Annotated in this window: 22 protein-coding genes; 14 read left to right on the forward strand and 8 right to left on the reverse strand. The window is 69.5% G+C overall.

Translation table 11 applies throughout. The annotated features are described in order from the left end of the window. Positions 1-213: 213 nt before the first annotated feature. The 3 genes from rplI to rpsF all read right to left on the reverse strand — a co-directional run bounded on the left by rplI (position 214) and on the right by rpsF (position 1,568). Complete coding sequence (gene rplI, locus NUG20_RS12055) at positions 214-663, reverse strand: 50S ribosomal protein L9 (RefSeq protein WP_185816238.1); 450 nt, start codon at positions 661-663, stop codon at positions 214-216. A gap of 228 nt (positions 664-891) precedes the next feature. Further along, the gene (gene rpsR, locus NUG20_RS12060; protein WP_003473336.1) at positions 892-1,122 is read right to left on the reverse strand and encodes a 30S ribosomal protein S18; all 231 of its coding nucleotides are present in this window, start codon (positions 1,120-1,122) and stop codon (positions 892-894) included. Positions 1,123-1,133: 11 nt separating this feature from the next. Further along, positions 1,134-1,568, reverse strand: a complete 435-nt coding sequence (gene rpsF / locus NUG20_RS12065) for a 30S ribosomal protein S6 (RefSeq protein WP_263394721.1) — start codon at positions 1,566-1,568, stop codon at positions 1,134-1,136. 410 nt (positions 1,569-1,978) lie between these two features. Between rpsF and NUG20_RS12070 the strand changes: the two genes are divergently transcribed. After that, on the forward strand, positions 1,979-2,770 hold the full coding sequence (locus tag NUG20_RS12070) for a 4'-phosphopantetheinyl transferase family protein (protein WP_263394722.1): 792 nt from the start codon (positions 1,979-1,981) through the stop codon (positions 2,768-2,770). A 15-nt stretch (positions 2,771-2,785) separates the two neighbouring features. On the opposite strand, the gene NUG20_RS12075 is transcribed toward NUG20_RS12070, so the two are convergent. Beyond that, positions 2,786-3,139 carry a HesB/IscA family protein gene (locus tag NUG20_RS12075; RefSeq protein WP_263394723.1) on the reverse strand — a complete coding sequence of 118 codons (354 nt, stop codon included), beginning with the start codon at positions 3,137-3,139 and terminating at the stop codon, positions 2,786-2,788. A 142-nt stretch (positions 3,140-3,281) separates the two neighbouring features. On the opposite strand from NUG20_RS12075, the gene asnS reads away from it, so the two are divergent. From asnS to NUG20_RS12140, 13 genes are all read left to right on the forward strand, one after another. Continuing rightward, the gene (gene asnS, locus NUG20_RS12080) at positions 3,282-4,682 is read left to right on the forward strand and encodes an asparagine--tRNA ligase (protein WP_263394724.1); all 1,401 of its coding nucleotides are present in this window, start codon (positions 3,282-3,284) and stop codon (positions 4,680-4,682) included. Beyond that, on the forward strand, positions 4,639-5,064 hold the full coding sequence (locus NUG20_RS12085; RefSeq protein ID WP_263394725.1) for an ADP-ribosylation/crystallin J1: 426 nt from the start codon (positions 4,639-4,641) through the stop codon (positions 5,062-5,064). Before asnS ends, NUG20_RS12085 begins: the two co-directional genes overlap by 44 nt. After that, positions 5,061-5,366, forward strand: a complete 306-nt coding sequence (locus NUG20_RS12090; RefSeq protein WP_263394726.1) for a hypothetical protein — start codon at positions 5,061-5,063, stop codon at positions 5,364-5,366. The genes NUG20_RS12085 and NUG20_RS12090 overlap by 4 nt, the downstream gene beginning before the upstream one ends. Further along, positions 5,363-5,677, forward strand: a complete 315-nt coding sequence (locus tag NUG20_RS12095; RefSeq protein ID WP_263394727.1) for a hypothetical protein — start codon at positions 5,363-5,365, stop codon at positions 5,675-5,677. The genes NUG20_RS12090 and NUG20_RS12095 overlap by 4 nt, the downstream gene beginning before the upstream one ends. A gap of 7 nt (positions 5,678-5,684) precedes the next feature. Further along, positions 5,685-6,308, forward strand: coding sequence for an FMN-binding negative transcriptional regulator (locus tag NUG20_RS12100; protein WP_263394728.1), 624 nt, complete (start codon positions 5,685-5,687; stop codon positions 6,306-6,308). A gap of 160 nt (positions 6,309-6,468) precedes the next feature. Further along, entirely contained in the window at positions 6,469-7,131 is a 663-nt protein-coding gene (gene can / locus NUG20_RS12105; RefSeq protein ID WP_263394729.1) for a carbonate dehydratase, read from the forward strand. A gap of 51 nt (positions 7,132-7,182) precedes the next feature. Continuing rightward, a complete protein-coding gene (locus tag NUG20_RS12110) occupies positions 7,183-7,707 on the forward strand; it encodes a 3-hydroxyanthranilate 3,4-dioxygenase (RefSeq protein ID WP_263394730.1) in 525 nt (174 codons plus the stop codon). A 33-nt stretch (positions 7,708-7,740) separates the two neighbouring features. Then, positions 7,741-9,876, forward strand: coding sequence for an FUSC family protein (locus NUG20_RS12115; RefSeq protein WP_263394731.1), 2,136 nt, complete (start codon positions 7,741-7,743; stop codon positions 9,874-9,876). 30 nt (positions 9,877-9,906) lie between these two features. Beyond that, entirely contained in the window at positions 9,907-11,178 is a 1,272-nt protein-coding gene (gene kynU, locus NUG20_RS12120) for a kynureninase (protein ID WP_263394732.1), read from the forward strand. Between the two features lie 49 nt (positions 11,179-11,227). Next, complete coding sequence (locus tag NUG20_RS12125) at positions 11,228-12,592, forward strand: FAD-dependent oxidoreductase (protein ID WP_263394733.1); 1,365 nt, start codon at positions 11,228-11,230, stop codon at positions 12,590-12,592. 151 nt (positions 12,593-12,743) lie between these two features. Then, positions 12,744-14,183 (forward strand): exodeoxyribonuclease I, encoded by a 1,440-nt coding sequence (sbcB, locus tag NUG20_RS12130; RefSeq protein ID WP_263394734.1) that lies wholly within the window; start codon positions 12,744-12,746, stop codon positions 14,181-14,183. Beyond that, positions 14,180-14,866, forward strand: coding sequence for a DUF2461 domain-containing protein (locus NUG20_RS12135; RefSeq protein ID WP_263394735.1), 687 nt, complete (start codon positions 14,180-14,182; stop codon positions 14,864-14,866). The genes sbcB and NUG20_RS12135 overlap by 4 nt, the downstream gene beginning before the upstream one ends. A gap of 127 nt (positions 14,867-14,993) precedes the next feature. Then, a complete protein-coding gene (locus tag NUG20_RS12140; protein ID WP_263394736.1) occupies positions 14,994-15,530 on the forward strand; it encodes a DUF2939 domain-containing protein in 537 nt (178 codons plus the stop codon). Between the two features lie 1,023 nt (positions 15,531-16,553). Here NUG20_RS12140 and NUG20_RS12145 read toward each other — a convergent pair. The 4 genes from NUG20_RS12145 to NUG20_RS12160 all read right to left on the reverse strand — a co-directional run bounded on the left by NUG20_RS12145 (position 16,554) and on the right by NUG20_RS12160 (position 24,532). Beyond that, complete coding sequence (locus tag NUG20_RS12145; protein WP_263394737.1) at positions 16,554-17,366, reverse strand: spermine/spermidine synthase domain-containing protein; 813 nt, start codon at positions 17,364-17,366, stop codon at positions 16,554-16,556. Beyond that, the gene (locus NUG20_RS12150; RefSeq protein ID WP_263394738.1) at positions 17,363-18,328 is read right to left on the reverse strand and encodes a 5'-nucleotidase; all 966 of its coding nucleotides are present in this window, start codon (positions 18,326-18,328) and stop codon (positions 17,363-17,365) included. The genes NUG20_RS12145 and NUG20_RS12150 overlap by 4 nt, the downstream gene beginning before the upstream one ends. A 264-nt stretch (positions 18,329-18,592) precedes the next feature. Next, positions 18,593-19,363, reverse strand: a complete 771-nt coding sequence (locus NUG20_RS12155) for an NAD kinase (protein WP_263398466.1) — start codon at positions 19,361-19,363, stop codon at positions 18,593-18,595. A gap of 240 nt (positions 19,364-19,603) precedes the next feature. Continuing rightward, positions 19,604-24,532: an NAD-glutamate dehydrogenase gene (locus NUG20_RS12160; RefSeq protein ID WP_263398467.1), complete on the reverse strand. Its 4,929-nt coding sequence runs from the start codon at positions 24,530-24,532 to the stop codon at positions 19,604-19,606. Between the last annotated feature and the right edge of the window lie 331 nt (positions 24,533-24,863).

The raw sequence follows: 24,863 nt of genomic DNA on the forward strand, positions 1-24,863 counted from the left end.
ATGGCAGCGGCGGCCGGCAGGCCGGCACGCGCTGCCGCTAGTGAATATCCAGGTGAAGTCCCGCTTCCAAACCCTTGATACGACTACGATCGCCGGACAGGAAACAGGCACGAACCGGTGAGTATAACGGCCCCAGCGGGCGCCGGGGCCGGAGGCCGCAAACGAAACGGGCACCTTGCGGCGCCCGTTTCGGTACAGCATGGAAGCCGTGGATCAGGCTTCGGCTTCGACCACGACCTTGACCGTGGTCTCGACGTCGGCGTGCAGGCGCACCAGCACCTCGTACTCGCCGATGTTGCGGAACGCGCCTTCGCCCAGCACCACTTCGCCCTTTTCCAGCGGCAGGCCGGCGGCGGTGAACGCCTCGGCGATGTCGCGCGGACCGACCGAGCCGTACAGCTTGCCTTCGGTGGAGGCGTTGGCCTTGACCGTCACGCTGGCGCCTTCCAGCTTGGCCGCGCGGGCCTCGGCGTCGGCGTGGATCGACTGCGCCTTGGCTTCGTAGTCGGCGCGCTTGGCCTCGAACTCGGCGATGTTGGCGGCGGTCGCCGGCACGGCCTTGCCCTGCGGCACCAGGAAGTTGCGGCCATAGCCCGGCTTGACGTCGACCTTGTCGCCGAGGCCGCCCAGGTTGGTTACTTTCTGCAGGAGAATCAGTTGCATGGTGTTGCTCCGTTATTCGTTAGCGCACGCCCGTGGGCGCCCGCAACGCTTGCTGTCCGAATAGGAGAAGCCGGGAATCGGGAATCGGGAATCGGGAATCGCAAAACCCCCAACCAACACCGCACTCTTCGATCACCAGGACTTCTATTGAATAACCCGCGCACGGATGTGCGGGCTGTTGCTCGGAAGGACCCGCACAGACGTGCGGGCGCTTCCGGAGCAGTCACATCAGATGTCGTGGTTGTCCGTGTACGGGATCAGCGCCAGGAAACGCGAGCGCTTGACCGCCGTGGCCAGCTGGCGCTGGTACTTGGACTTGGTGCCGGTCACGCGGCTCGGCACGATCTTGCCGTTCTCGGTGAGGTACTGGCGCAGGGTGTTGAGATCCTTGTAGTCGATCTCTTTGACGCCCTCGGCGGTGAACTTGCAGAACTTGCGGCGACGGAAGAACTTGGACATGGCAGTGCTCCTTAGGCGGCTTCGGCGGCGTCGCCGTCGGTATCGGTGGCGGCGGCAGGCGCATCGCCTTCCTCGTCGTCGCGGCGACGGCGCTCGCTACGCTCGGGCTTGTCGCCCTTCTCGTCCTTGCTCTTCATGATCAGCGACTGCTCGGTGTCCGGGCCGTCGCGCTTGATCACCAGGTGGCGCAGCACGGCGTCGTTGAAGCGGAAGCTCTCGACCAGCTCGGCGAGGATGGCCTGGTCCACTTCGATGTTGAGCATGACGTAGTGCGCCTTCACCAGGTTCTGGATCGGGTACGCCAGCTGGCGGCGGCCCCAGTCTTCCAGACGGTGGATGGTGCCGCTGCCGTTCTCGACCAGCGACTTGTAGCGCTCGATCATGGCCGGGACCTGCTCGCTCTGGTCCGGATGGACCAGGAACACGATTTCGTAATGACGACTCATGTGGTTATACCTTTCGGATGTGGCCCGAGGGCCGGACAGCCCCCCGCCAGGCCCAGGGACGGGTGCGGTGGGGCAAGGGTTCCCGCCACGACGGGCGCAGGAAGCCGGAAAGTATGGCAGCGCAGGCGCCGCGCCGCAAGGACCGGGGTTCCGCCCGCCCATTCAGCCCGCCGCCTGCCGACCGGCAGCCGGCCGAGATCGCCGCTGCCAGGCCGTTGTCGGTTTTGCGACACTGATCGGGTGAATCCCCTCTCCCTTGCCCTCTCGAGCGCCGCGGCCACTGCACGGCCGTCTTCCCTGCCCGCTCCCGCAGGCCGCGAGCGCGTGCCCAGGCCCGCTCGGAAGGGTCGCGCCACAAGGGACGCTGCGTCGCATTGCCCGCTGCGCACCACGCCCGCCGGAGACGCACAGTGAGCGCCGACCTGCTCGCCAGCCCTGCTGGCCCCCATGCCGGCCAGCCGCTGCAGTTGGACCTGCCACCGGCGGTCGCCACGGCCCTGTGCGGCGCGCGGCGCTACCTGCTGGACGACGGCACGCCGCTGTACGCGCTGGCCTTCGATGCCGAGCGCTTCCAGCCGCAGGCCTTCGCCGCCGCGGCGATCGCCTGCCCGGACAGCGTCGCGCGCAGCGTGCGCAAGCGCCAGGCGGAATTCCTGTTCGGGCGCCTGGCCGCGCAATTGGCGTTGGGCGAGGTGCTGGGTCCGGCGCAGGCGCAGGCCGAGATCGCGATCGGCGCGGCGCGCGAGCCGCGCTGGCCGGCCGGCAGCCTGGGCAGCATTTCCCACAGCGATGGCTGCGCGGCGGCAGTGGCGCTGCCGGCCGGCCAGGCCGAGGGCATCGGCATCGACCTGGAACGGCTGCTCGCACCCGCCGCGCGCGAGGCGGTGCTGGGCGTGGCGATCGATGCGGAAGAAGCCAAGTTGCTGGCCGCCGCGGCCAATCTGCAGTGGTCGCACGACGCGCTGCTGACCGCGCTGTTCTCGGCCAAGGAAAGCCTGTTCAAGGCCGCGTTCGGCGCGGTCGGCCATTTTTTCGATTTCACCGCGGCCCATGTGTGCGGGGTCGACATGGCACGGCGGCGGCTGCGCCTGCGGCTGACCGAGACGCTATGCGCGCAGTTCGTCGAGGGACAGGTCTGCGAGATCGGCTTTGGGCGCCTGGACTTGGATCCGCAGCTGGTGCTGACCCACTACGCGTGGTGAGCGCGGCGCGTGCGCTCAGGACGCGGCGGCGGACGCGTGCTCGGCGGCGGTGGTGAAGCTCTCGCCGCAGCCGCATTCGGCGGTGGCGTTGGGGTTGCGGAAGATGAAGGTCTCGCCCAGGCCCTGCTTGGCGAAGTCGATCTCGGTGCCGTCGACCAGCGGCAGGCTGGCGGCGTCGACGTAGATGCGCACCCCGTCCTGCTCGAACACCGCATCGTCCGAATGCGCCTCGCGCGCCAGGTCGGTGACGTGGCCCCAGCCGGAGCAGCCGGTCTTGGTGACGCCGAAGCGCAGGCCCAGCGCGCCAGGGGTCTGGGCGACGAAGCGCTGCACGCGCTCGAAGGCGGCAGGGGTGAGGTGGATGGCCATGGCGTAACGACTCCGGGAACAGCGAACGGTCATTATAGGGAGGAAGCGCTGCGGCGGATGCGCGCCACGCCTCGCAAGCGCCGCGGTTCAGCCAGTACACTTGCCCGTTCCATATCGAGTCGCTACGGCGGGGATTCAAGTCATGACGGTGGTAAGCGTTGAGCATGCGCTGGCCGGGAAGATCCCGGCGGGCGGCGAAGTGACGGTACGCGGCTGGGTCCGCACCCGGCGCGATTCCAAGGCGGGGTTGTCCTTCGTCAACGTCAGCGACGGCTCGTGCTTCGCGCCGATCCAGGTGGTGGCGCCGGCCGAGCTGCCCAACTACGAGTCGGAAGTGAAGCGGCTGACCGCCGGCTGCGCGGTGATCGCGCGCGGGCGCCTGGTCGCCTCGCAGGGCCAGGGCCAGAGCTTCGAGATCCAGGCCGAGGGCATCGAGGTGGTGGGCTGGGTCGAGGACCCGGAGACCTACCCGATCCAGCCCAAGGCACACTCGCTGGAATTCCTGCGCGAAGTGGCGCACCTGCGCCCGCGCACCAACCTGTTCGGCGCGGTCACCCGCATCCGCAACTGCCTGGCGCAGGCGGTGCACCGCTATTTCCACCACAACGGCTACAACTGGATCAGCACCCCGATCATCACCACCTCCGACGCCGAAGGCGCCGGGCAGATGTTCCGCGTGTCGACCCTGGACCTGGCCAACCTGCCGCGCGACGGCAAGGGCCAGGTCGATTTCGGCCGCGACTTCTTCGGCAAGGAAACCTTCCTGACCGTGTCCGGCCAGCTCAACGTCGAGGCCTACTGCCTGGCGCTGAGCAAGGTCTACACCTTCGGCCCGACCTTCCGCGCCGAGAACAGCCACACCACCCGGCACCTGGCCGAGTTCTGGATGATCGAGCCGGAGATCGCCTTCGCCGACCTGGCCGAGGACGCGCGGGTCGCCGAGGATTTCCTCAAGTACCTGTTCCGCGCGGTGCTCGAGGAACGCGGCGATGACCTGGCGTTCATCGCCGAGCGCGTGGACAAGACCGCGATCAGCAAGCTGGAGGCGTTCATCAACTCGCCGTTCGAGCGCATCGAATACAGCGATGCGATCGCGCTGCTGCAGAAGTCCGGGCACAAGTTCGAGTTCCCGGTGGAATGGGGCCTGGACCTGCAGACCGAGCACGAGCGTTGGCTGACCGAGCAGCACGTCGGCCGCCCGGTGGTGGTGACCAACTACCCCGAGCACATCAAGGCCTTCTACATGCGCCTGAACGACGACGGCAAGACCGTCGCGGCGATGGACGTGCTGGCCCCGGGCATCGGCGAGATCATCGGCGGCAGCCAGCGCGAGGAGCGCCTGGACGTGCTGGACACGCGCATGGTGCAGTTCGGCCTGGACCCGCAGCACTACGGCTGGTACCGCGACTTCCGCCGCTACGGCACGGTGCCGCACGCCGGCTTCGGCCTGGGTTTCGAGCGCCTGGTGGTCTACATCTGCGGGCTGAGCAACATCCGCGATGCCATCCCCTACCCGCGCGCGCCGGGTAGCGCCGAGTTCTGAGGCGATGACCGACGCCGCCGCCACGGTGACCATGTATCGGCCGCTGGGACCGGAGGAGTTCGCGCTGGTGCGCGACTCCGGGTTCCGGCGCTGGCCGCCGCGCTTGCCCGAGCAGCCGATCTTCTATCCGGTGACCAACCAGCGTTACGCCGAAGAGATCGCCGGGCGCTGGAACGTCAAGGACAGCGGCGTCGGCTACGTGGCGCGGTTCGCAGTGCGCGCGGCGTTCCTGGCGCCGTATCCGATCCAGAAGGTGGGCGGCGCGCAGCACACCGAATGGTGGATCCCGGCCGAGGCGCTGGATGCGCTGAACGACAACATCGTCGGCCCCATCGAAATCGTCGCACGCTTCGATGCGCCGCTTGAGGAGACTTCGCCATGATCCTGTTCTTCGCGCTGTGCTTCGTCGGCGTGGCGATCGCCGGCTTCAGCGCGTTCGTGATCTTCTGGCCGCTGACCCTGGTGCATATCCGCGACCGGCATCCGCCGCTGGTGGCCGCGTTCGGCCCCGGCGCCTTCCTCAAGCCGGTGGCGCTGGGCTGGCTGCTGGCGCGGCGCTACCGCCCGCTCGGCGACCGCTCGCTGTCCGGGCTGGCGACGCCGGCCTGGCTGTCGCTGCTGACCATCTTCTTCGGCCTGGGCATGGCCGCCCTGCTCTGGCTGCTTTCCGTGGTGACTTCATGACTTCAGACGCTTCCGCCGCCGATCGCTGGTACCTGGCCAGCCTCGGCCGCATCCTGGTGTGGGCACGCCTGCGCGTGCGCGAGGCCGGCACCGCCGAGGTGCTGGACAGCGACGGCAACACGCTCAGCTACGACAGCGAGGACACCGCGCAGGCGGCTTTGTTCGACGCCGAGTTCGTCGCTTACGACGGCCTGGACGAGGACGATGCGCTGGCGCGCGGCTTTTCGCTCGGTGAAGTGTCGCCGCCGCAGGCCGACGACGACGCGGCGCTGCGCGGCCGCATGACCCAGACCCTCGGCGCTCGCGCCTGAGCCGCCGATGTATGTCCCGTCCGCGTTCGCCGAAACCGACCTAGGCGCGCTCGACGCGCTGATCGCGCGCGATCCGTTCGTCACCCTGGTCACCGTCGCCGACGGCCTGCCCTGCGCCACACCGCTGCCGGTGCTGTACCGGCGCGACGGCGCGCGCATCGTGATCGAAGGCCACTGGGCGCGCGCCAATCCGCAGTCGCGGCATGCCGGCCCGGCGCTGCTGATCGTGCACGGCCCGCAGGCCTACGTGTCGCCGGGCTGGTATCCGGACAAGGAGGCGATGGCGCGCGTGCCGACCTGGAACTACGCCACCGCGCAGCTGCACGGCCAGTTGCAGGTCAGCGACGACGAGGCGCTGCTGGCCGACATCGTGGCGCGGCTCAGCGAGCGCCACGAGCAGGCGATCGGCAGCGACTGGCGCTACGAGCCGCACAACGACGCGCACCGGCGCCAGTTGCGCGGCATCGTCGGCTTCCGCTTCGAACCCGAGCGGGTCGAGCTGAAATTCAAGCTCAGCCAGAACCACCCGGCCGCGAACGTGGCGGCGGTGAGCGAGGCCTTGCAGGCGCAGGCCGATCCTGGCGCGCAGGCGGTGGCCGCGCTGATGCGCGAGCGCCTGCAGCGGCGCTGACCGCCTGCCGCCGCGCACGAGCGCGGACGCGCCGCTCGGCCCCGACGCAACATACGCCGGCGTGTGTACGCACCGTCGCCGCGCGCCGATGAACCGCCCCATGCCCGCTGCGGCCGCGCCGCGCCCATGCGCGCGCCGGCTTCTGGGATAATGCGCCGCTATGAGCAAAATCGATCAGCTGCTGCACAACAACCGCGCCTGGTCCGAGCGCATCAATCGCGAGGACCCGGATTTCTTCAGCCGCCTGTCCAAGCAGCAGACGCCGCAATACCTGTGGATCGGCTGCTCCGATTCGCGGGTGCCGGCCAACCAGATCATCGACATGGCGCCGGGCGAGGTGTTCGTCCACCGCAACATCGCCAACGTGGTCGTGCATACCGACCTCAACTGCCTGTCGGTGATCCAGTTCGCGGTCGAGGTGCTGAAGGTGCGGCACATCCTGGTGGTCGGCCACTACGGCTGCGGCGGCGTGCATGCCGGACTGACCCGCGCGCGCCTGGGCCTGGTCGACAACTGGATCCGCCATGTCACCGACGTGGCCGAGAAGCACGAGGGCTGCCTGCAGCAGGCCGGCGACCTGAGCCTGCAGCATGCGCGCCTGTGCGAACTCAACGTGCTCGAGCAGGTGGTCAACGTCAGCCGCACCTCGATCGTGCGCGACGCCTGGAGCGCCGGCCAGGAACTGACCGTGCACGGCTGGGTCTACAGCCTGCGCGACGGCCGCGTGCACGACCTGGGCATGGAACTGGAGCGCATCGAGGACCTGGCGCCGCGCTACGATGCGGCGCTGGCGCGGATCTGCCAGGATCGCGAGGATCGCTGATCCGGCGCCGGCGCCCGCGCCCGCGCCGACGCGACCACCCAAGGACACCGCATGCTCCCCGCCCCGCTCAACCTGCACGCCTGGATCGAAGAACACCGGCACCTGCTGAAGCCGCCGGTGGGCAACAAGTGCATCTACGCCGGCGAGTTCATCGTGATGGCGGTCGGCGGGCCGAACGCGCGCTCGGACTTCCACTACGACGAAGGCCCGGAGTGGTTCTACCAGCTCGAAGGCGAGATGGTGCTGAGGATCCAGGAAGACGGCGCGGTGCGCGAGATCCCGATCCGCGCCGGCGAGACCTTCCTGCTGCCGCCGAAGGTGCCGCATTCGCCGCAGCGGCTGCCCGAGTCGGTGGGGCTGGTGATCGAGCGCCGGCGCCTGCCGCACGAGAACGACGGCCTGCAGTGGTACTGCGAACACTGCAATCACCTGTTGTACGAAGAATACTTCCCGCTGCGCAATATCGAGACCGATTTCCCGCCGGTGTTCGCGCGCTTCTACGCCTCCGAGGCGCTGCGCACCTGCGGCCGTTGCGGACAAGTGCACCCAGTGCCGGCGCCCGCCGCCGCGCCGTGAGCGCGCACTCGCCGACCATCGCGCCGGGCCGCGATGCTGCATAGCCTGATCGCGCTGAAGCCGCGCGACGTTCCGCTCCGCGTCGCCCTGCGCAACACCTTCGCGGTGGTCGCCCCGCTCGCCGTGGGCGTGGCCAGCGGCCATGCCGCGCTCGGCCTGGCGATGGCCACCGGCGCGCTGAACACCATGTTCTCCGATCAGCCCGGGCCGTACCGGGCGCGCATGCAGCGCATGCTGATGGCGGCGCTGGCCGCCGGCGGCGCCGCGCTGCTGGGCATGCTGATCGGCGCGCACACCCCGGCGCTGGCGCTGGCGGCGCTGCTGCTGGGCCTGGGCGGCGGCCTGCTGGTGGCGCTGGGCCCGGTCGCGGCGCGGGTCGGGCTGACCAGCATGATCCTGCTGGTGGTCAGCGCCGATGTGCGCCTGCCGGCGGCGCAGAGCGTCGGCGTGGCCGCGCTGATCTTCGCCGGCGGCGTGCTGCAGATGCTGATGGCGCTGGCGGCGTGGCCGCTGCAGCGCTACCGCCCGGAACGGTTCGCGCTGGCCGAGCTGATGCGGCAGCTGGCCGGCATCGCCCGCCAGCGGCCGAGCGCGACGCTGGCGCCGCCGGCCACCGAGGCGGTGCTCGAGGCGATGGTGATGCTGCACGGCGAGCATCGCTCGCGCGGGCTGGCGGTGCAGTCGTTCCGGATCATCGCCGAACTGTGCGAACGCGCGCGGCTGGAACTGCTGACCCTGGCCGACCTGCACGGGCGCCTGGACGAGGCGGCGCAGGCGCGGCTGCCGATCGAGCGGGTGCTGGAGCGCAGCGCGGTGGTGCTGGACCAGCTCGCCTACGCGCTGGACAACGCCGAGGACCCGGCCGCGGCCGAGGCCTCGATGACCGGCTTCGACGACCTGGTCGAGGCCCTGGCGCAGGTCCAGGCGCAGGCGCAGGACACCCGCGAGCGGCGCCTGCTGCGCATCGCCGTGGCCCGCGCGCAGGGCTTGGGCGGACAGCTGCGCGCGCTGGTGCGCAACGGCCACTGGGCCAGCAGCCGCGGCGAGATCCAGGCCGAACTGGCCGAGGCGCGGCTGCCGGCGGCGCTGCGCCCGCTGGCGCCGCTGCAGACCCTGCGCGCCAACCTCGGCTTCTCCTCGGTCGCGTTCCGGCACGCGCTGCGCTGCGGCGTGTGCCTGAGCCTGGCGGTGTTGTTCGCGCGCTGGCAGGCGATCCCGCACGGCTACTGGATCCCGATGACCACCGCGATCGTGCTCAAGCCGGATTTCGGCGGCACCCTCAGTTTCGGCGCGCTGCGCGTGGCCGGCACCTTCGCCGGGCTGGTGCTGGCCACCGTGCTGGCCCACTTCACGATGGACGGCGCGGTGGTACGGCTGTTGTTGCTGACCGTGTTCTGCCTGGGCTTCCGCCTGCTGACTCAGGTCAACTACGGCCTTGGCGTGGCCTCGCTGACCGGCATGCTGGTGCTGCTGCTGTCGTTCGAGGGCATGGCCCCGGGCGAGGCGATCGGCGAGCGCATCCAGGCCACGGTGCTCGGCAGCGCGCTGGCGCTGGTCGCCTACGCGCTGTGGCCGACCTGGGAGCGGCGGCATATCCGCGCCACCCTGGCGCAGCTGCTGCTGGCCTATCGCGACCACCTCGCCGCGCTGCTCGAGGGCCGCCTCCAGGCGCTGCCGGAGACCCGCGCCGCGTCGCGCACCGCGCGCACCAACGTGCAGGCCTCGATCGAGCGCCTGCGCGGCGAGCCGCGGCGCCAGCGCAACCTGCGCGAACTGAAGCTGGCCGAATCGGTGCTGGCCAACGGCAACCGCCTGATCCGCGCCTCGCTGGCGCTGGAGGCGGTGCTGCGCGACAGTCCGGCGCTGCCGCCGCTGCCGGAACTGCAGCAGTTCCAGCGCCAGGCGCACGCAGCGCTGAGCCAACTGGCCGAGAGCCTGGGCAGCGGCACCGCGCCGGCCCAGGCCAGCTTGCGCAACGACGAACGGCGCCTGGCCGAGGCGCTGGCCGCGCGCCAGGCGGACGCCGCCGACGCCGCGGCGCTGTCCGCGCTGGCCGATACCAGCGACCGCGTCGCCGACAGCGTCGGCACCCTCACCCACCTGTTGCGCAGCGCCATGCTGCCGGCCGCCGCCGCAGCCGCCGGCGAAGCGCCGCAGCGCGACCGGTAGACTGTGCCCTCGTCCCGTCACCCGCCGCCGATGAACGACCTCCTGACCCGCACCCACGCCACCGCGCTCGACGCCGCAGACCCGCTGCGCGACCTGCGCCGCGAATTCCTGTTCCCGCAGCACCAGGGCACCGACCAGGCCTACTTCGTCGGCAATTCGCTGGGCCTGCAGCCGCGCGGCGCCCGCGCTGCGGTGCAGGAGGTGCTGGACAAATGGTCGACGCTGGCGGTGGAAGGCCACTTCACCGGCGACACGCAGTGGATGACCTACCACGAGCTGCTGGCCGCGCCGCTGGCGCAGCTGGTCGGCGCGCTGCCGCACGAAGTGGTGGCGATGAACACGCTGACGGTGAACCTGCACCTGTTGATGGTCAGCTTCTACCGGCCCACCCGCGAACGCCCGGCGATCCTGATCGAGGCCGGCGCGTTCCCGTCCGACCAGCATGCGCTGGCTTCGCAGATCCGCTTCCACGGCTTCGATCCGGCCACCGAGCTGATCGAAGTGCAGCCCGACAGCGACGACGGCGTCGTGTCGATGGCCGCGATCGAACGCGCCATCGCCGAGCACGGCCCGCGCCTGGCGCTGGTGCTGTGGCCGGGCGTGCAATACCGCACCGGGCAGGCCTTCGACCTGGACGCGGTGACGCGGCTGGCGCGCGCGGCCGGCGCCGCGGTCGGCTTCGATCTCGCGCATGCGGTCGGCAACCTGCCGCTGACCCTGCACGACACCGCGCCCGACTTCGCGGTGTGGTGCCACTACAAATACCTCAACGCCGGCCCCGGCGCGGTCGCCGGCGCCTTCGTGCACGAGCGCCACGGCCACGGCGACACGCCGCGTTTCGCCGGCTGGTGGGGCCACGACAAGCGCACCCGCTTCCAGATGGGGCCGCAGTTCGTCGCCGCGCCCGGCGCCGACGGCTGGCAGCTGAGCAATCCGCCGATCCTGAGCATGGCGCCGCTGCGCGCCTCGCTGGAACTGTTCGAACGCGCCGGGCTGCCGGCGCTGCGGCGCAAGTCGCTGCAGCTCACCGGCTACCTGGAAACGCTGATCCGCGCGCGCCTGGCCGAGACCCTGCAGATCCTCACTCCGGCCGACCCGGCGCAGCGCGGTTGCCAGCTGTCGCTGCGCGTGGCCGGCGGCCGCGAGCACGGCCGTGCGTTGTTCGAGTACCTGCAATCGGTCGGCGTGCTCGGCGACTGGCGCGAGCCGGACGTGATCCGGATCAGCCCAGTCCCGCTGTACACCCGCTACCGCGACGTCTACCGCTTCGTCGAGGAAGTGGAAACCTGGGCCGGCGTCTGAGCCGCCTCCTCCTGCGCGGCAGCCGCCGCGCGTCTTGCCGGACTTTTCCTTGAGCGACTCCCCCCGCAGCATCACCCTGATCGGCGCCGGCCTGGCCGGCTCCCTGCTCGCCATCCTGCTCTCGCGCCAGGGCTGGCGCGTCACCGTCTACGAACGCCGCGGCGATCCGCGCGTGCAGGACTACGAACGCGGCCGCTCGATCAACCTGGCCCTGGCCGAGCGCGGCCTGCACGCGCTGCGCCAGGGCGGCGCCGACGCCGCGGTGATGGCCAAGGCGGTGATGATGCGCGGGCGCATGGTGCATTTCGCCGACGGCCGCCAGCAGTTGCAGCGCTACGGCCGCGACGACAGCGAGGTGATCTGGTCGGTGCACCGCAACGACCTCAACATCACCCTGCTGCAGCTGGCCGAACAGGCCGGCGCGCAGATCCATTTCTACCGGCGCCTGCACACGGTGGACTTCGACGCCGGCTACGCGCGCTTCATCGACGACCGCGACGACCAGCCGCACGACATCCGCTTCCGCAGCATGATCGGCGCCGACGGCGCCGGCTCGGCGCTGCGCGCGGCGATGCAGCGCAAGGCGCCGATGGCCGAGCACACCGAGTTCCTGGACCATTCGTACAAGGAACTGGAAATCCCGCCCAACGCCGACGGCAGCTTCCGCATCGAGGCCAACGCGCTGCACATCTGGCCGCGCGGCCACTACATGTGCATCGCCCTGCCCAACGACGAAGGCACCTTCACCGTCACCCTGTTCCTGCCCAACACCGGCGAGCCGAGCTTCGCCACCACCCGCAACGGCGCCGAAGCGCTGGCCTTGTTCGCGCGCGACTTCCCCGATGCGCTGCCGCTGATGCCGCAACTGGCCGAGCACTGGGAGCAGCACCCGCCGGGCCTGCTCGGCACGCTGCGGCTGGAGCGCTGGCACCTGGACGGGCGCGCGGTGCTGCTCGGCGACGCCGCGCACGCGATGGTGCCGTTCCATGGCCAGGGTATGAACTGCGCGTTCGAGGATTGCGTGGCGCTGGCCGCGCACCTGCAGCGCGAACCGGACCTGGGCCGCGCCTATGCGGCGTTCGAGGCCGAGCGCAAACCCAACGCCAGCGCGATCCAGCAGATGGCGCTGGAGAACTACATCGAGATGCGCGACCGCGTCGGCGATGCCGGCTTCCTGCTGCAGCGCGAACTGGAGCAGGCGCTGCAGGAGCGCCACCCGACCCGCTTCGTGCCGCACTACACGATGGTCACCTTCCTGCGCACGCCGTACGCGCTGGCGCTGCGGCGCAGCGAAATCCAGCGCGACATCCTGGTGCAGGCCACGCAGGGCCATCGCGACCTGTCGCGGATCGACTGGGCCTGGCTGCAGCGGATCGTGCACGAACGCCTGGCACCGCTGGAGGGCGCGCATTGAGCCGATCTTGGCTTACCCTGTAGGAGCGGCCTCAGCCGCGACCGGCATTACCGGTAGCGTTGGTCGCGGCGGAAGCCGCTCCTACAAAAGCGAGCCCGCGCGTTTGCATCCGCGGCCGGCGCGCACGACCCCACACCGCTCTGGTCCGACCATGCCCGACAGCTTTCTGTTCTACGACCTGGAAACCTTCGGCGCCGATCCGCGGCGCACGCGCATCGCCCAGTTCGCGGCGGTGCGCACCGATGCGCAACTGAACGTGGTCGAGGAGCCGATCAGTTTCTTCGTGCAGCCGGCCGACGACCTGCTGCCCTCGCCGATCGCCACCCTGATCACCGGCATCGCCCCGCAGCAGGCGCTGCGCGACGGGGTCAACGAGGCCGATGCGTTCGCGCGCATCGCCGAGCAGATGGCGCGGCCGCAGACCTGCACCCTGGGCTACAACTCGCTGCGCTTCGACGACGAGTTCGTGCGCCACGGCCTGTTCCGCAATTTCCACGACCCCTACGAACGCGAGTGGCGCGGCGGCAATTCGCGCTGGGACCTGCTGGACATGCTGCGGCTGATGCACGCGCTGCGCCCGGAGGGCATCGTCTGGCCGCAGCGCGAGGACGGCGCCACCTCGTTCAAGCTGGAACAGCTGGCGCTGGCCAATGGCGTGCGCGACGGCGACGCGCACGAGGCGCTGTCCGACGTCTACGCCACCATCGGCATGGCCCGGCATTTCCGCGAGCGCCAGCCGCGGCTGTGGGACTACGCGCTGAAGCTGCGCGACAAACGCTTCTGCGGCGGCCTGCTCGACGTGGTGGCGATGCAGCCGGTGCTGCACGTGTCGATGCGCTATCCGGCCGCGCGCCTGTGCGCGGCGCCGGTGCTGCCGCTGGCGCGGCATCCGCGCATCGACAGCCGGGTGCTGGTGTTCGACCTGGAAGGCGACATCGAGCCGTTGCTGCACTACAGCCCGGAGCAGATCGCCGACCGCCTGTACACGCCGCAGGCCGACCTGCCCGAAGGCGAGCAGCGCATCCCGCTGAAGGAAGTGCACCTGAACAAGGCGCCGGCGCTGGTCGCCTGGTCGCACCTGCGCGAGCCCGACTTCGCCCGCCTGCAGATCGATCCGGCGCAGGTCCAGGCCAAGGCCGCGCGCCTGCGCGAGGCCGGGCCGGAGCTGGCCGAGAAGGTCCGCCGCGTGTTCGGCAACGAACGCGCCTCGGCCCCGGCCGACGCGGATGCGTCGCTGTACGACGGTTTCCTGGCCGACGCCGACAAGCGCGCGATGGCACAGGTGCGCGCGAGTCCGCCGACCCAGCTGGCGCCGCTGGAATCCAGCTTCCGCGACCCGCGCCTGGCCGAGCTGCTGTTCCGCTACCGCGCGCGCAACTGGCCGCAGACGCTGTCCATTGTCGAGCAGAGCCGCTGGGACGACTACCGGCGCCGGCGCCTGGTCGACGACAGCGGCCTGTCCGAGCTGAACTTCGACGCCTACTACGCACAACTGGCCGATTTACGCCTGACTCACCCCAACGATGCTACCAAGCAGGCTCTGCTCGACCAGCTGGCCGCCTGGGGCCAAGACCTGCAACGCACCCTATGACCAGCTATTTCAGCGACGCCAGCTTCAAGTTCCTGCGTGCCCTGGCGCGGCACAACGACAAGGCCTGGTTCAACGACAACCGGCACAAGTACGAAGAGCACGTGCGCCAGCCGTTCCTGCGCCTGATCACCGACCTGCAGCCTGACCTGGCCCAGGTCAGCGAGCATTTCCGCTCCGACCCGCGCGGCGTCGGCGGCTCGCTGTTCCGCATCCATCGCGACGCGCGTTTCTCCCACGACAAGTCGCCGTACAAGACCTGGCAGGGCGCGCGCCTATTCCACGAGCGGCGCAAGCAGGTGCCGGCGCCGTCGTTCTACATCCACCTGCAGCCGGGCGAGAGCTTCGTCGGCGCCGGCCTGTGGCATCCGGAACCGGACACGCAGCGCAAGGTGCGCCAGTTCATCTTCGACAACCCGGGCAGCTGGAAGGCCGCCGCGCACGCGCCCAAGCTGCGCCGGCGCTTCGAACTGGAGCAGACCGAAGTGCTGGTGCGGCCGCCGCGCGGGTTCCCGGCCGAGTTCGAGTTCATCGACGACCTCAAGCACAAGAACTGGGTGTTCTGGCGCCAACTCGACGACGCCACCATGACCGGGCCGAAGCTGCGCGCGCTGATCGCCGCCGACCTGCAGACGCTGGGGCCGTTCGTGGACTATTTGTGCGCGGCGCTGGATCTGGAATTCTGAAGATGCAACGCTCCCTGTAGGAGCGGCTCTACGTGGCCTTGGGCCATTAGCCGCGACAGGTGCTACGGATGCTGCCTGTCGCGGCTAAAGCCGCTCCTACAAAAGCTTGCTACCGAAGAGGCACACGATGAAAAAATGGCTGGCCTTGCTGTTCCTCGCCCTGCTCGCCCTCGGCGGCTACGTCGTCGCCGGGCCATACCTGGCGATCCGCGGGATCAGCCAGGCGCTGGAACAGCGCGATGCCGCGGCGCTGGAGCGCTACGTCGACTTCCCCACCCTGCGCGTGAACCTGAAGGCGCAGGTCGACGATGCGCTGCTGCGCCGTGCCGGGCCGGAGCTGCAGTCCGGCCTGTTCGGCGGCGCGTTGCTGTCGCTGGCCGGCAGCGTCAGCGGCATCGGCGTGGATGCGATGGTCACCCCGGCCGGGATTGGCGCCTTGCTGCAGGGCGATGCGCTGTGGAAACGCGCCAGCGGCGACACCGTCGGCGGCGACACCTATGCCGCGCCGCGCCCGGTACAACCGCTGCGGCAGGCCGAGCACCGCTTCGAATCGACCTCGCGCTTCGTCGCCACCCTGCACACCGCCGACGGCACCGCGGTACCCTGCGTCTTCACCCGCGACGGACTGCGCTGGAAGCTCAGCAATATCCTGCTGCCGTTGTAGGAGCGGCTCTACGTGGCCTCGGGCCGTCAGCCGCGACATCGGTGCGGAGGAAATCTTCAGTCGCCCTGATGGCCCGAGGCCACCCAAAGTCCCTACAGGAACCTTGCGACCAACTCGGAGGGCGAAGGCTTCAACCCACCCCACAGATGGCCAAAACATAGCGGCTTCCAACTCCGCTCGTCGCGACTGAAGTCGCTCCCACAAGGACTTGCGGCAAGCCGGCTGAGCGCACTGTGGGAGGGACTTCAATCCCGACTGCTCGATGCATCCGCCCGATAAAGTACCGGAGCCAAGACGATATCCGCCTCCGCTCGTCGCGACTGAAGTCGCTCCCACAAGGACTTGCGGCAAGCCAGCTGAGTGCACTGTGAGAGGCACTTCTGTCCCGACCGCTCGATGCATCCGCCCGATAATGTACCGAAACCAAAACGATATCCGCCTCCGCTCGTCGCGACTGAAGTCGCTCCCACAAGGACTTGCGGCAAGCCGGCTGGGTGCACTGTGGGAGGGACTTCAGTCCCGACTGCTCGATGCATTCGCCCGATAAAGTACCGAAGCCAAGACGATATCCGCCTCCGCTCGTCGCGACTGAAGTCGCTCCCACAAGGACTTGCGGCAAGCCAGCTGGGTGCAATGTGGGAGGGACTTCAGTCTCGACTGCTCGATGCATCCGCCCGATAAAGTACCGAAGCCAAGACGATATCCGCCTCCGCTCGTCGCGACTGAAGTCGCTCCCACAAGGACTTGCGGCAAGCCGGCTGAGTGCACTGTGGGAGGGACTTCTGTCTCGACCGCTCGATGCATCCGCCCGATGAGGTGCCTGAGCCAGGAGGGTATCCGCCTCTGCTCGTCGCGACTGAAGTCGCTCCCACAAGGACTTGCGGCAAGCCGGCTGGCTGCACTGTGGGAGGGACTTCAGTCCCGACTGCTCGATGCATCCGCCCACCAAGATGCTATCTGTCGCCGCTGGTCGCGACTGAAGCCGCTCCCACCGTGACCGGCGGCATGTCGCAGCGGCGCCGCTCAGCGGCGCCAGGCGGTCGTCTCGAATGCCCGCTGCAGGCGCCGGAACGTTGGCCGCAACTGCCAGCGTGCCGACCACGGCAGGCGTGCCAGCGCGGCGCGCGCGTCCAGCGCCGGCAACGCGCCGGTCCAGGCGAACACGATGTGGTTGTCCATCTCCGGTTCGTCCATGCGCAGCACGCTCCCACCGAAGATCTTGCGCAGGTGCGCCAGGTGCTGGCGGGTGTCGGTGTCGTACAGGTTCACCGCCAGCACGCCGCCGGGCGCCAGCGCAGCATGGCAGTCGTCGTAGAAACCGCGGGTGCGCAACGCGGCCGGGATGCCGTCGGCATCGTAGGCATCGAGCAGCAGCAGGTCGTAGCGGCCGCGGCGCTGCGGCAGCAGGCGCGCGCCGTCGCCGTGCAGCGCCTGGAAGCGCGCGTCGTCGGCCGGAATATCGAAGGCGTCACGCAGCGCCAGCACGTCGGCATCGGCCTCGATCGCCTCGATCCGCGCCTGCGGCAGGTGCCGATGGCAGAACTTGGCCTGCGAGCCGCCGCCCAGGCCGACGATGCCGATGCAGCGCGGCTGCGGCCGCAGCAGCAGCGCGCCGAGCATGCTGCGGGTATAGCCCACCTCCAGCACCTGCGGCCACCAGGTGAGCATCCGGCTCTGGGTCACTTCGCCCTTGAACTGCAGGCTGGTGTAGCGCCAGCCGCGCTCCACGTAGGGCCGCCCGGGAAGCACGCGCGTCTCGGACCCGTCCGGCCGCAGCAGCCGGCGCAGCGTGGCCCAGCGGCCACCGCCGCGGTTTCCCGCGGAGCCCGCGCTCACGGCTTGGCGATGACGTTGGCCACGCCGTGCGGCACGTGCCCGGCGGCCACGCGCTCGCGTGCGGCGCTGTCGATGTTGTGCTGCGAGTCGTCGAAGAAGATGTCGGCGCCGAACGCCTGCAGGAACGGCCCCTTGTGGCGGCCGCCGAGGAACAGCGCCTCGTCCAGGCGCACGCCCCACTCGCGCAGCGTGCGGATCACCCGCTCGTGCGCCGGCGCCGAGCGCGCGGTGACCAGCGCGGTGCGGATCGGCGAGGCCTCGCCGGCCGGGAACGCGGCCTGCAGGGCGTGCAGCGCGGACAGGAAGTTGCGGAACGGCCCGCCGGTCAGCGGCTCGCGCGCGTTCTCGCGCTCGTAGCGGCCGAACGCCTCCACGCCCTGCTCGCGCGAGAAGCGCTCGCCTTCGTCGCCGAAGATCACCGCATCGCCGTCGAAGGCGATGCGCAGCTGCGTGGACAGGCGCTCGGAATCGATCGCCCCGGCCGCCGCGGCCGCCTCCTGCGCGCGTTCGCCCGGCGGCTTGGGCAGGATCGTCGCCGCGGCGATGCCGTGGCTCAGCGCGCGCCGCACCGAATCCGGATTCGCCGACAGGAACAGGTCGGTGCCGAACGGCTTGACGTACGGCCAGGTCGGCTCGCCCGAGGTGAAGGTGGCGCGGACGATGCCGAGCCCGTAGTGCTGGATCGAATTGAAGATGCGCAGCCCGGTATCGGCGGAATTGCGCGACAACAGGATCACCTCCACCGGCGGCGTCTCCGGCGGCGTGCCCTGGTTCAGCGCCAGCAGCTTGCGCACCACCGGAAACGCCACCCCCGGCGCCAGCACATCGTCCTCGCGCTCGCGCTGATAGGCGCTATACGCCTCCACCCCCTGCTGCTCGAACAGGGCATGGCCCTCTTCCAGATCGAACAGGGCGCGCGAGGTGATGGCGACGGTGAGCAGGCGGGGGGCGTTGTCGGACATGGGAGCAGGGATTCGGAATTGGGGATTCGGGATTGGCAAAAGCGGCTTGCTGGATCGGAACGTAAAGAGTAATCGTCGGAGCGGCAGACCCGCCGTTACGAATCCTCAATCCCGACTCCCCGCTTCCAATCGGGCGGTGATTCGGAATTGGAGATTCGGGATTGGCAAAAAGCGGCCTACTGGATCGGAACGCAAAAGAGTGAAATGGCGGAAAGACCGACCCGCTGTTGCGAATCCCCAATCCCGCCCCCCCAATCCCCGCTTTCAAACCATAAATTGCTCGCTCAATATCCGCTCTTCCAGATTGTGTTCCGGATCGAACAGCAGCGTGACCAGGCGGTCGCGCGATTCGCGGATGGTGACTTCGACCACGTCGCGGGTCTCGTGCGAGTCGGCGGTGACGCTGACCGGGCGCTTGTAGTGGTCGAGCACGCGCAAGCGCACTTCGGTGTCGGCCTTGAGGATCGCGCCGCGCCAGCGCCGCGGGCGGTACGGGGCGATCGGGGTCAGTGCCAGCGTGTGCGAGCCCAGCGGCAGGATTGGGCCATGCGCGGAATAGTTGTAGGCGGTGCTGCCGGCGGGCGTGGAGACCATGACGCCGTCGCAGATCAGTTCGTCGACCCGGGTCTGGCCGTTGAGGTCGATGCTGACGTGCGCGGCCTGGCGGGTCTGCCGCAGCAGAGACACCTCGTTGTAGGCCAGCGAGCCGGTGCTGGTGCCGGATTCGGTCTGCGCCAGCATCTCCAGCGGCCGCAGCTTGGCCGGCTCGGCCTGCGCCAGGCGCACGGGAAGATCGTCGTCGCGAAACTGGTTCATCAGGAACCCGACCGTGCCCAGCTTCATCCCGAACACCGGCTTGCCCAGCCCGCCGTGGCGATGCAGGGTCTGCAGCATGAACCCGTCGCCGCCGAGCGCGCACAGCACATCCGCATCGGCAGGCGCGTGGTCGCCATAACGCGCGATCAGCTGATCGCGCGCCTGCAGCGCAGGCGGCGTGGTACTGGCAAGAAAACAGATGCGGGGAGCGGACGGCAGCACGGGAGCATTCATGGCCCGATCATACCCGGCACACCGTTACGACGCGCCCTCGCCCGCATACGCGAAACAGGTGAGCCGAGCGAACTCGGCTCACGCAATGCCTCTGGAGCAAAGCCCCCCTTCTGTTAAGGGGGGCGCGGCGACACCCGCGGGGGATAGGCGAAATAGCCGGGCGGTGCCAAACGTTTGCATCGCAAACGTTTGGGCCAGGCCCGCAGAGCGGGCCCGACCACGGGGTTACAACCCGTGCGCCGCCAACTGGCCCAGCCGCTGCACCGCCACCGACACGGTCGGGTAGTCCAGCGCCTTCTGCGCCGCCAGTTCCTGCAGCATGTTCAAGGTGAAGCGCAGGCTGCTGTCGTCGCGCTGCAGCCACTGCTGCACCTTGGCCACGGCATTGGCGCCCGGCAGCGCCAGGGCCTGCCCGGCCAATGCGCTGTGGTGCTTGGCCAGCTCGTCGCGCAGCACGCCGCGGGCCACCGCATGCCAGCGGCCGTTGACCTCCAGCGCGTCGATCTGCTCGAACAGCCACGGCAACTGCAGGGCCTCGCCGAGGCGGAAGTGCACCTTCGATACCTCCACCGGCTTGAGCTTGCGGGTGCGCGCCATCTCGATGATGTCGAACGCCGGCTCCAGGAAGCGCAGTTCCGACAGCTGCTGCGCCAGCGCCGCCGGCAGGCCCTTGTCCTGCCATTCCTGCACCAGCGCCTCGTACAGCGGACGCTGCGAGTCCGACAGCACGCCGGAGGCGACGCGGATGTCGTTGAACGGCTCGTGGTAGCGGTCCACCGCCGCGGTGATGCCCGGCATCGGGCCGGGGCGGAACAGCAGCCAGCGCACGAACGCGCGCTGCAGCTTCCAGATCACTTCCAGCGCATCGATCTGCACCGACTCGGGCACCTGCCCGTCCAGCGCGTCGATCTGCGTCCACAGCGCGCGCGCGTCCAGCGTCTCGCGGCTGATCGTGTACGCCTTGGCCACCTCGCCGATGCTGCGCCCGGTGTCTTCCTGCATACGCATCAGGAAGGTCGCGCCCATGCGGTTGATGGTGGTGTTGGTGACCGCGGTGGCGATGATCTCGCGCTTGAGCCGGTGCCGCTCCATCGCATCGGCGTACTTCTTCTGCAGCGGCTGCGGGAAGTAGCGCTGCAGCTCCTTGGACAGGTACGGGTCCTCGGGGATGTCCGATTCCAGCAGTTGCTGGAACGCGACCAGCTTGGAGTACGACAGCAGCACCGCCAGCTCCGGCCGGGTCAGGCCCTGGCCGCGGGCCTTGCGCGCGGAGATCTCCGCATCCGAGGGCAGGTATTCGATCTGCCGGTCGAGCAGGCCCTGCGCTTCCAGGGTGCGGATGAAGTGCTGCTTGGAGCCCAGGCGCTTGACGCTCATCCGCTCCATCAGGCTCAGCGCCTGGTTCTGGCGGATGTTGTCCCACAGCACCAGCTCGGCGACCTCGTCGGTCATCGACGCCAGCAGCGTGTTGCGCGCCGCCACGGTCAGCTTCTTGGCCTGCACCACGTCGTTGAGCAGGATCTTGATGTTGACCTCGTGGTCGGAGGTGTCCACGCCGGCCGAGTTGTCGATGAAGTCGGTGTTGAGCAGCACGCCGACCTGCGCGGCCTCGATGCGGCCGAGCTGGGTCAGGCCCAGGTTGCCGCCCTCGCCGACGATCTTGCAGCGCAGCTCGCCGCCGTTCACGCGCAGGCCGTTGTTGGCGCGGTCGCCGACGTCGCCATGGGTCTCGCTGGCGGCCTTGACGTAGGTGCCGATGCCGCCGTTCCAGAACAGGTCCACCGGCGCCTTGAGGATGGCGTTCATCAGTTCGTTCGGCGAGAGCTGCTTGACGTTCGCCTCCAGGCCCAGCGCCTCGCGCACCGGCGCGCTGATCTCGATCGACTTCAGCGTGCGCGGATAGATGCCGCCGCCTGCGCTGATCAGCTTGGCGTCGTAGTCGGCCCAGCTGGAGCGCGGCAGCTTGAACAGGCGCTCGCGCTCGGCGAACGAGGCGGCCGCATCCGGCGTCGGATCCAGGAAGATGTGGCGGTGGTCGAACGCGGCCAGCAGGCGGATGTGCCGCGACAGCAGCATGCCGTTGCCGAACACGTCGCCGGACATGTCGCCGATGCCGACCACGCTGAAGTCCTCGCTCTGGCAATCACGGCCCAGCGCGCGGAAGTGGCGCTTGACCGACTCCCAGGCGCCGCGCGCGGTGATGCCCATGCCCTTGTGGTCGTAGCCGACCGAGCCGCCGGAGGCGAACGCGTCGCCGAGCCAGAAGCCGTGGTCGAGCGCCAGCCCGTTGGCGATGTCGGAGAACGTGGCGGTGCCCTTGTCGGCGGCCACCACCAGGTACGGATCGTCCTGGTCGTGGCGCACCACCTGCGGCGGCGCCACGATCTTGCCGCCGACGATGTTGTCGGTGATGTCGAGCAGGCCCTGGATGAACAGCTTGTAGCAGGCGATGCCCTCGGCCAGCACCGCGTCGCGGTCGCCGCCGGCGGGCTGGCGCTTGCAGAAGAAGCCACCCTTGGCGCCGACCGGCACGATCACCGTGTTCTTGACCATCTGCGCCTTGACCAGGCCCAGCACCTCGGTACGGAAATCCTCGCGCCGGTCCGACCAGCGCAGGCCGCCGCGCGCCACCGCGCCGAAGCGCAGGTGCACGCCTTCCACGCGCGGGCCGTATACGAAGATCTCGCGGTACGGGCGCGGCTTGGGCAGCTCCGGCACCTTGGCCGAATCGAGCTTGAAGCTGATGCAGTGGCCCGGCTGACCGTCCTTGCCGGTCTGGTAGTAGCTGGTGCGCAGAGTGGCCTGGATCACGCCCTTGAAGCTGCGCAGGATGCGGTCCTCGTCGAGGCTGGCGACCTGGTCGAACAGCTTCAGCATGGCCGCGGTGGTCGCCTCCAGCTGCGCATCGCGGTTGCCGCCGCGCGCGTCGATCACCGGCTGCAGCGCCCTCAGCGCGGCCTCATCGCCGCCCGCCAGCAGGCGCAGCTGCGCCGACAGCGCAGCCTGGCCGTCGGCGATCTGCGCCTTGCTCTCGTTGCCGGTGGCCGGATCGAAGCGCGCCTCGAACAGTTCCACCAACAGCCGCGCCAGCAGCGGATAGCGGCTGCAGGTCTCTTCCACGTAGGCCTGCGAGAACGGCACGCCGGTCTGCAGCAGGTACTTGCAGTAACCGCGCAGGATCGCCACCTGGCGCCAGTCCAGCCCGGCGCCGACGATCAGCCGGTTGAAGCCGTCGTTCTCGGCATCGCCGCGCCAGATGCGCACGAACGCTTCGCACAGCGGCGCGTCGGCGCGTTCTACGTCGATGCTGCCGGCCAGCGGCTCCACTTCGAAGTCCTGGATGTACAGCACGGTGCCGTCCACGGTGAGCCGGTACGGGCGTTCGGAGATCACCCGCAGGCCCAGGTTCTCCATCATCGGCAGCACGTCCGACAGCGGCAGGTCGTCGCGCTGGCGGTACAGCTTCAGGCGCAGGCTGTCGGCACCGTCGCGGCGCAGCGACTGCAGGCTCAGGTGCAGGTCGTCGGGACCGCGCAGCGCGGCCAGGCGCTCGACGTCGCGCGCGGCGATCTGCGCGGTCGATTCCTCGATGTAGCCGGCCGGCAGCGCGCGGCCGTAGCTGGCCGACAGGCGCAGGCCGTCGCGCTCGCCGCGGCTGGCGACCAGCGCCTCGCGCAGGTCGTCCTGCCAGTTGCGCAGCAGGTGCGCCAGGCGCGTTTCCAGTTCGGTGGTGTCGAATTCCAGCGCTTCGCCGGGCTTGGGCCGCACGATCAGGTGCAGCTGCGCCAGCGGCGATTCGCCCAGCACCACGCTGGAGTCGATGTATTCGCCGTGCAGCGCGTCCTTCAACAACGCCTCGATGCGCAGCCGCACGTCGGTGTTGAAGCGCTCGCGCGGGATGTAGACCAGCGCGGAGATGAAGCGGCCGTACTTGTCGCGGCGCAGGAACAGGCGGCTGCGCACCCGCTCCTGCAGGCCGAGGATGCCCATCGCGGTGCGGTACAGCTCTTCCTCGTTGGACTGGAACAGCTCCTCGCGCGGCAGCGTCTCCAGGATGTGGCGCAGCGCCTTGCCGCTGTGGCTGCTCGGGGTCAGCCCGGACTTGCGCATCACGTAGTCGTAGCGCTCGCGCACCAGCGGGATCTCCCACGGCCGGCGGTTGTAGGCGCTGGAGGTGAACAGGCCGAGGAAGCGCTGCTCGGCGACGATGCGGCCCTTGGCATCGAACTCCAGCACGCCGATGTAGTCCATGTAGCCGCTGCGGTGCACGCGCGAGCGCGCGTTGGTCTTGGTCAGGATCAGCGCGTCCTTGATTCCGGACTCGCTCAGGCCATGCGCAGCCAGCGTGCGCACCGGCCGCGCCGGCGACTTGTCGTGGCCGCGCAGCAGGCCTAGGCCGCTGTCCTCCAGCGGCGCCAGCACGTCTTCGCCGCCCTGCTTCTCAACCCGGTATTCGCGGTAGCCGAAGAAGGTGAAGTGGTCGGCCGCGGCCCAGCGCAGGAATTCCTGCGCCTCGCGCCGGCCCTTGTCGTCCACCGGCAGGCGCCGCGTGGTCAGGTCGTCGGCCAGCGCCAGCATCTTTTCGCGCATGCCGCTCCAGTCGCGGACGATGTTGCGCACCTCGCCGAGGATGCGCTGGATCGCCGCGTCCACCCGCGGCATGTCCTCCGGCGGCTGGCGGTCGATCTCCAGCAGCATCAGCGATTCCGGCTTGCCCTCGCCCACCGCCTCCAGCTTGCCGCCCTTGTCGCGGCTCATGCGCAGCACCGGGTGGCCGAGCACGTGCACGCCGATGCCCAGTTCCGACAGCGCCATGCTCACCGAGTCCACCAGGAACGGCATGTCGTCGTTGACGATCTGCAGCACCGTGCGCGAAGACTCCCAGCCGTCGTCCTTCAGGTTCGGATTGAACACCCGCACGTTGACCGTGCCCGGCTTGCGCTTGCGTGCGAATTCCAGCGTCGACGCCGCCAGCGCCGCCCACTCCTGCGCGCTGTGGTGGGGGAACTCGTCCTCCTCCATGCGCCGGTAGAACTCCTCGGCGAACGCCTGCGCCTCGTCCTGGCGCGCGCTCGGATAGCGCTTGCGCAGCGCCGCGTACACCGGCTCCAGGCTGAAACCGGTCGCGGCGGCGGCCGGTGCGGCATCGATCATCCGCGAGTTGGTCGCGGCCTGCGCGGCGCGCTTGCGCGCGACCGGCGCGGCCTTGGCCTTGCCGGCCACAGGCTTGGCAGCGGGCTTGGAAGCGGTGGACGCGGGCTTGGCGACGGGCTTGGACGCGGATTTGCTGGAGGATCCGGCCGACGATTTGCTGGAACGGGAGGCGTCTTGTTTGGGTTTCATGACGGGGAGCAACAACGATGCTCGTTGGGAAAGCCGGAATTGTACCGGTGGCGCGTTCAACTACCTTGCTGCATGGCGCAAACCGGGCCGCACGGCGCCGCGACGCGCCATATCGTGCAAAGCGGCGCGAGCGCTTCGTCAC

This window comes from Xanthomonas sp. CFBP 8443, from assembly GCF_025666195.1.
In the GTDB taxonomy this organism is placed as follows: Bacteria; Pseudomonadota; Gammaproteobacteria; order Xanthomonadales; family Xanthomonadaceae; genus Xanthomonas_A.

Bases quoted from the DNA above. Each gene is read 5' to 3' on its own strand.
- rplI (WP_185816238.1), bottom strand. From the start codon at position 663: ATGCAACTGATTCTCCTGCAGAAAGTAACCAACCTGGGCGGCCTCGGC.
- rpsR (WP_003473336.1), bottom strand. From the start codon at position 1,122: ATGTCCAAGTTCTTCCGTCGCCGCAAGTTCTGCAAGTTCACCGCCGAG.
- rpsF (WP_263394721.1), bottom strand. From the start codon at position 1,568: ATGAGTCGTCATTACGAAATCGTGTTCCTGGTCCATCCGGACCAGAGC.
- NUG20_RS12075 (WP_263394723.1), bottom strand. From the start codon at position 3,139: ATGGCCATCCACCTCACCCCTGCCGCCTTCGAGCGCGTGCAGCGCTTC.
- asnS (WP_263394724.1), top strand. From the start codon at position 3,282: ATGACGGTGGTAAGCGTTGAGCATGCGCTGGCCGGGAAGATCCCGGCG.
- NUG20_RS12085 (WP_263394725.1), top strand. From the start codon at position 4,639: ATGCCATCCCCTACCCGCGCGCGCCGGGTAGCGCCGAGTTCTGAGGCG.
- NUG20_RS12090 (WP_263394726.1), top strand. From the start codon at position 5,061: ATGATCCTGTTCTTCGCGCTGTGCTTCGTCGGCGTGGCGATCGCCGGC.
- NUG20_RS12095 (WP_263394727.1), top strand. From the start codon at position 5,363: ATGACTTCAGACGCTTCCGCCGCCGATCGCTGGTACCTGGCCAGCCTC.
- NUG20_RS12100 (WP_263394728.1), top strand. From the start codon at position 5,685: ATGTATGTCCCGTCCGCGTTCGCCGAAACCGACCTAGGCGCGCTCGAC.
- can (WP_263394729.1), top strand. From the start codon at position 6,469: ATGAGCAAAATCGATCAGCTGCTGCACAACAACCGCGCCTGGTCCGAG.
- NUG20_RS12110 (WP_263394730.1), top strand. From the start codon at position 7,183: ATGCTCCCCGCCCCGCTCAACCTGCACGCCTGGATCGAAGAACACCGG.
- NUG20_RS12115 (WP_263394731.1), top strand. From the start codon at position 7,741: ATGCTGCATAGCCTGATCGCGCTGAAGCCGCGCGACGTTCCGCTCCGC.
- kynU (WP_263394732.1), top strand. From the start codon at position 9,907: ATGAACGACCTCCTGACCCGCACCCACGCCACCGCGCTCGACGCCGCA.
- sbcB (WP_263394734.1), top strand. From the start codon at position 12,744: ATGCCCGACAGCTTTCTGTTCTACGACCTGGAAACCTTCGGCGCCGAT.
- NUG20_RS12135 (WP_263394735.1), top strand. From the start codon at position 14,180: ATGACCAGCTATTTCAGCGACGCCAGCTTCAAGTTCCTGCGTGCCCTG.
- NUG20_RS12140 (WP_263394736.1), top strand. From the start codon at position 14,994: ATGAAAAAATGGCTGGCCTTGCTGTTCCTCGCCCTGCTCGCCCTCGGC.
- NUG20_RS12150 (WP_263394738.1), bottom strand. From the start codon at position 18,328: ATGTCCGACAACGCCCCCCGCCTGCTCACCGTCGCCATCACCTCGCGC.
- NUG20_RS12160 (WP_263398467.1), bottom strand. From the start codon at position 24,532: ATGATCGATGCCGCACCGGCCGCCGCCGCGACCGGTTTCAGCCTGGAG.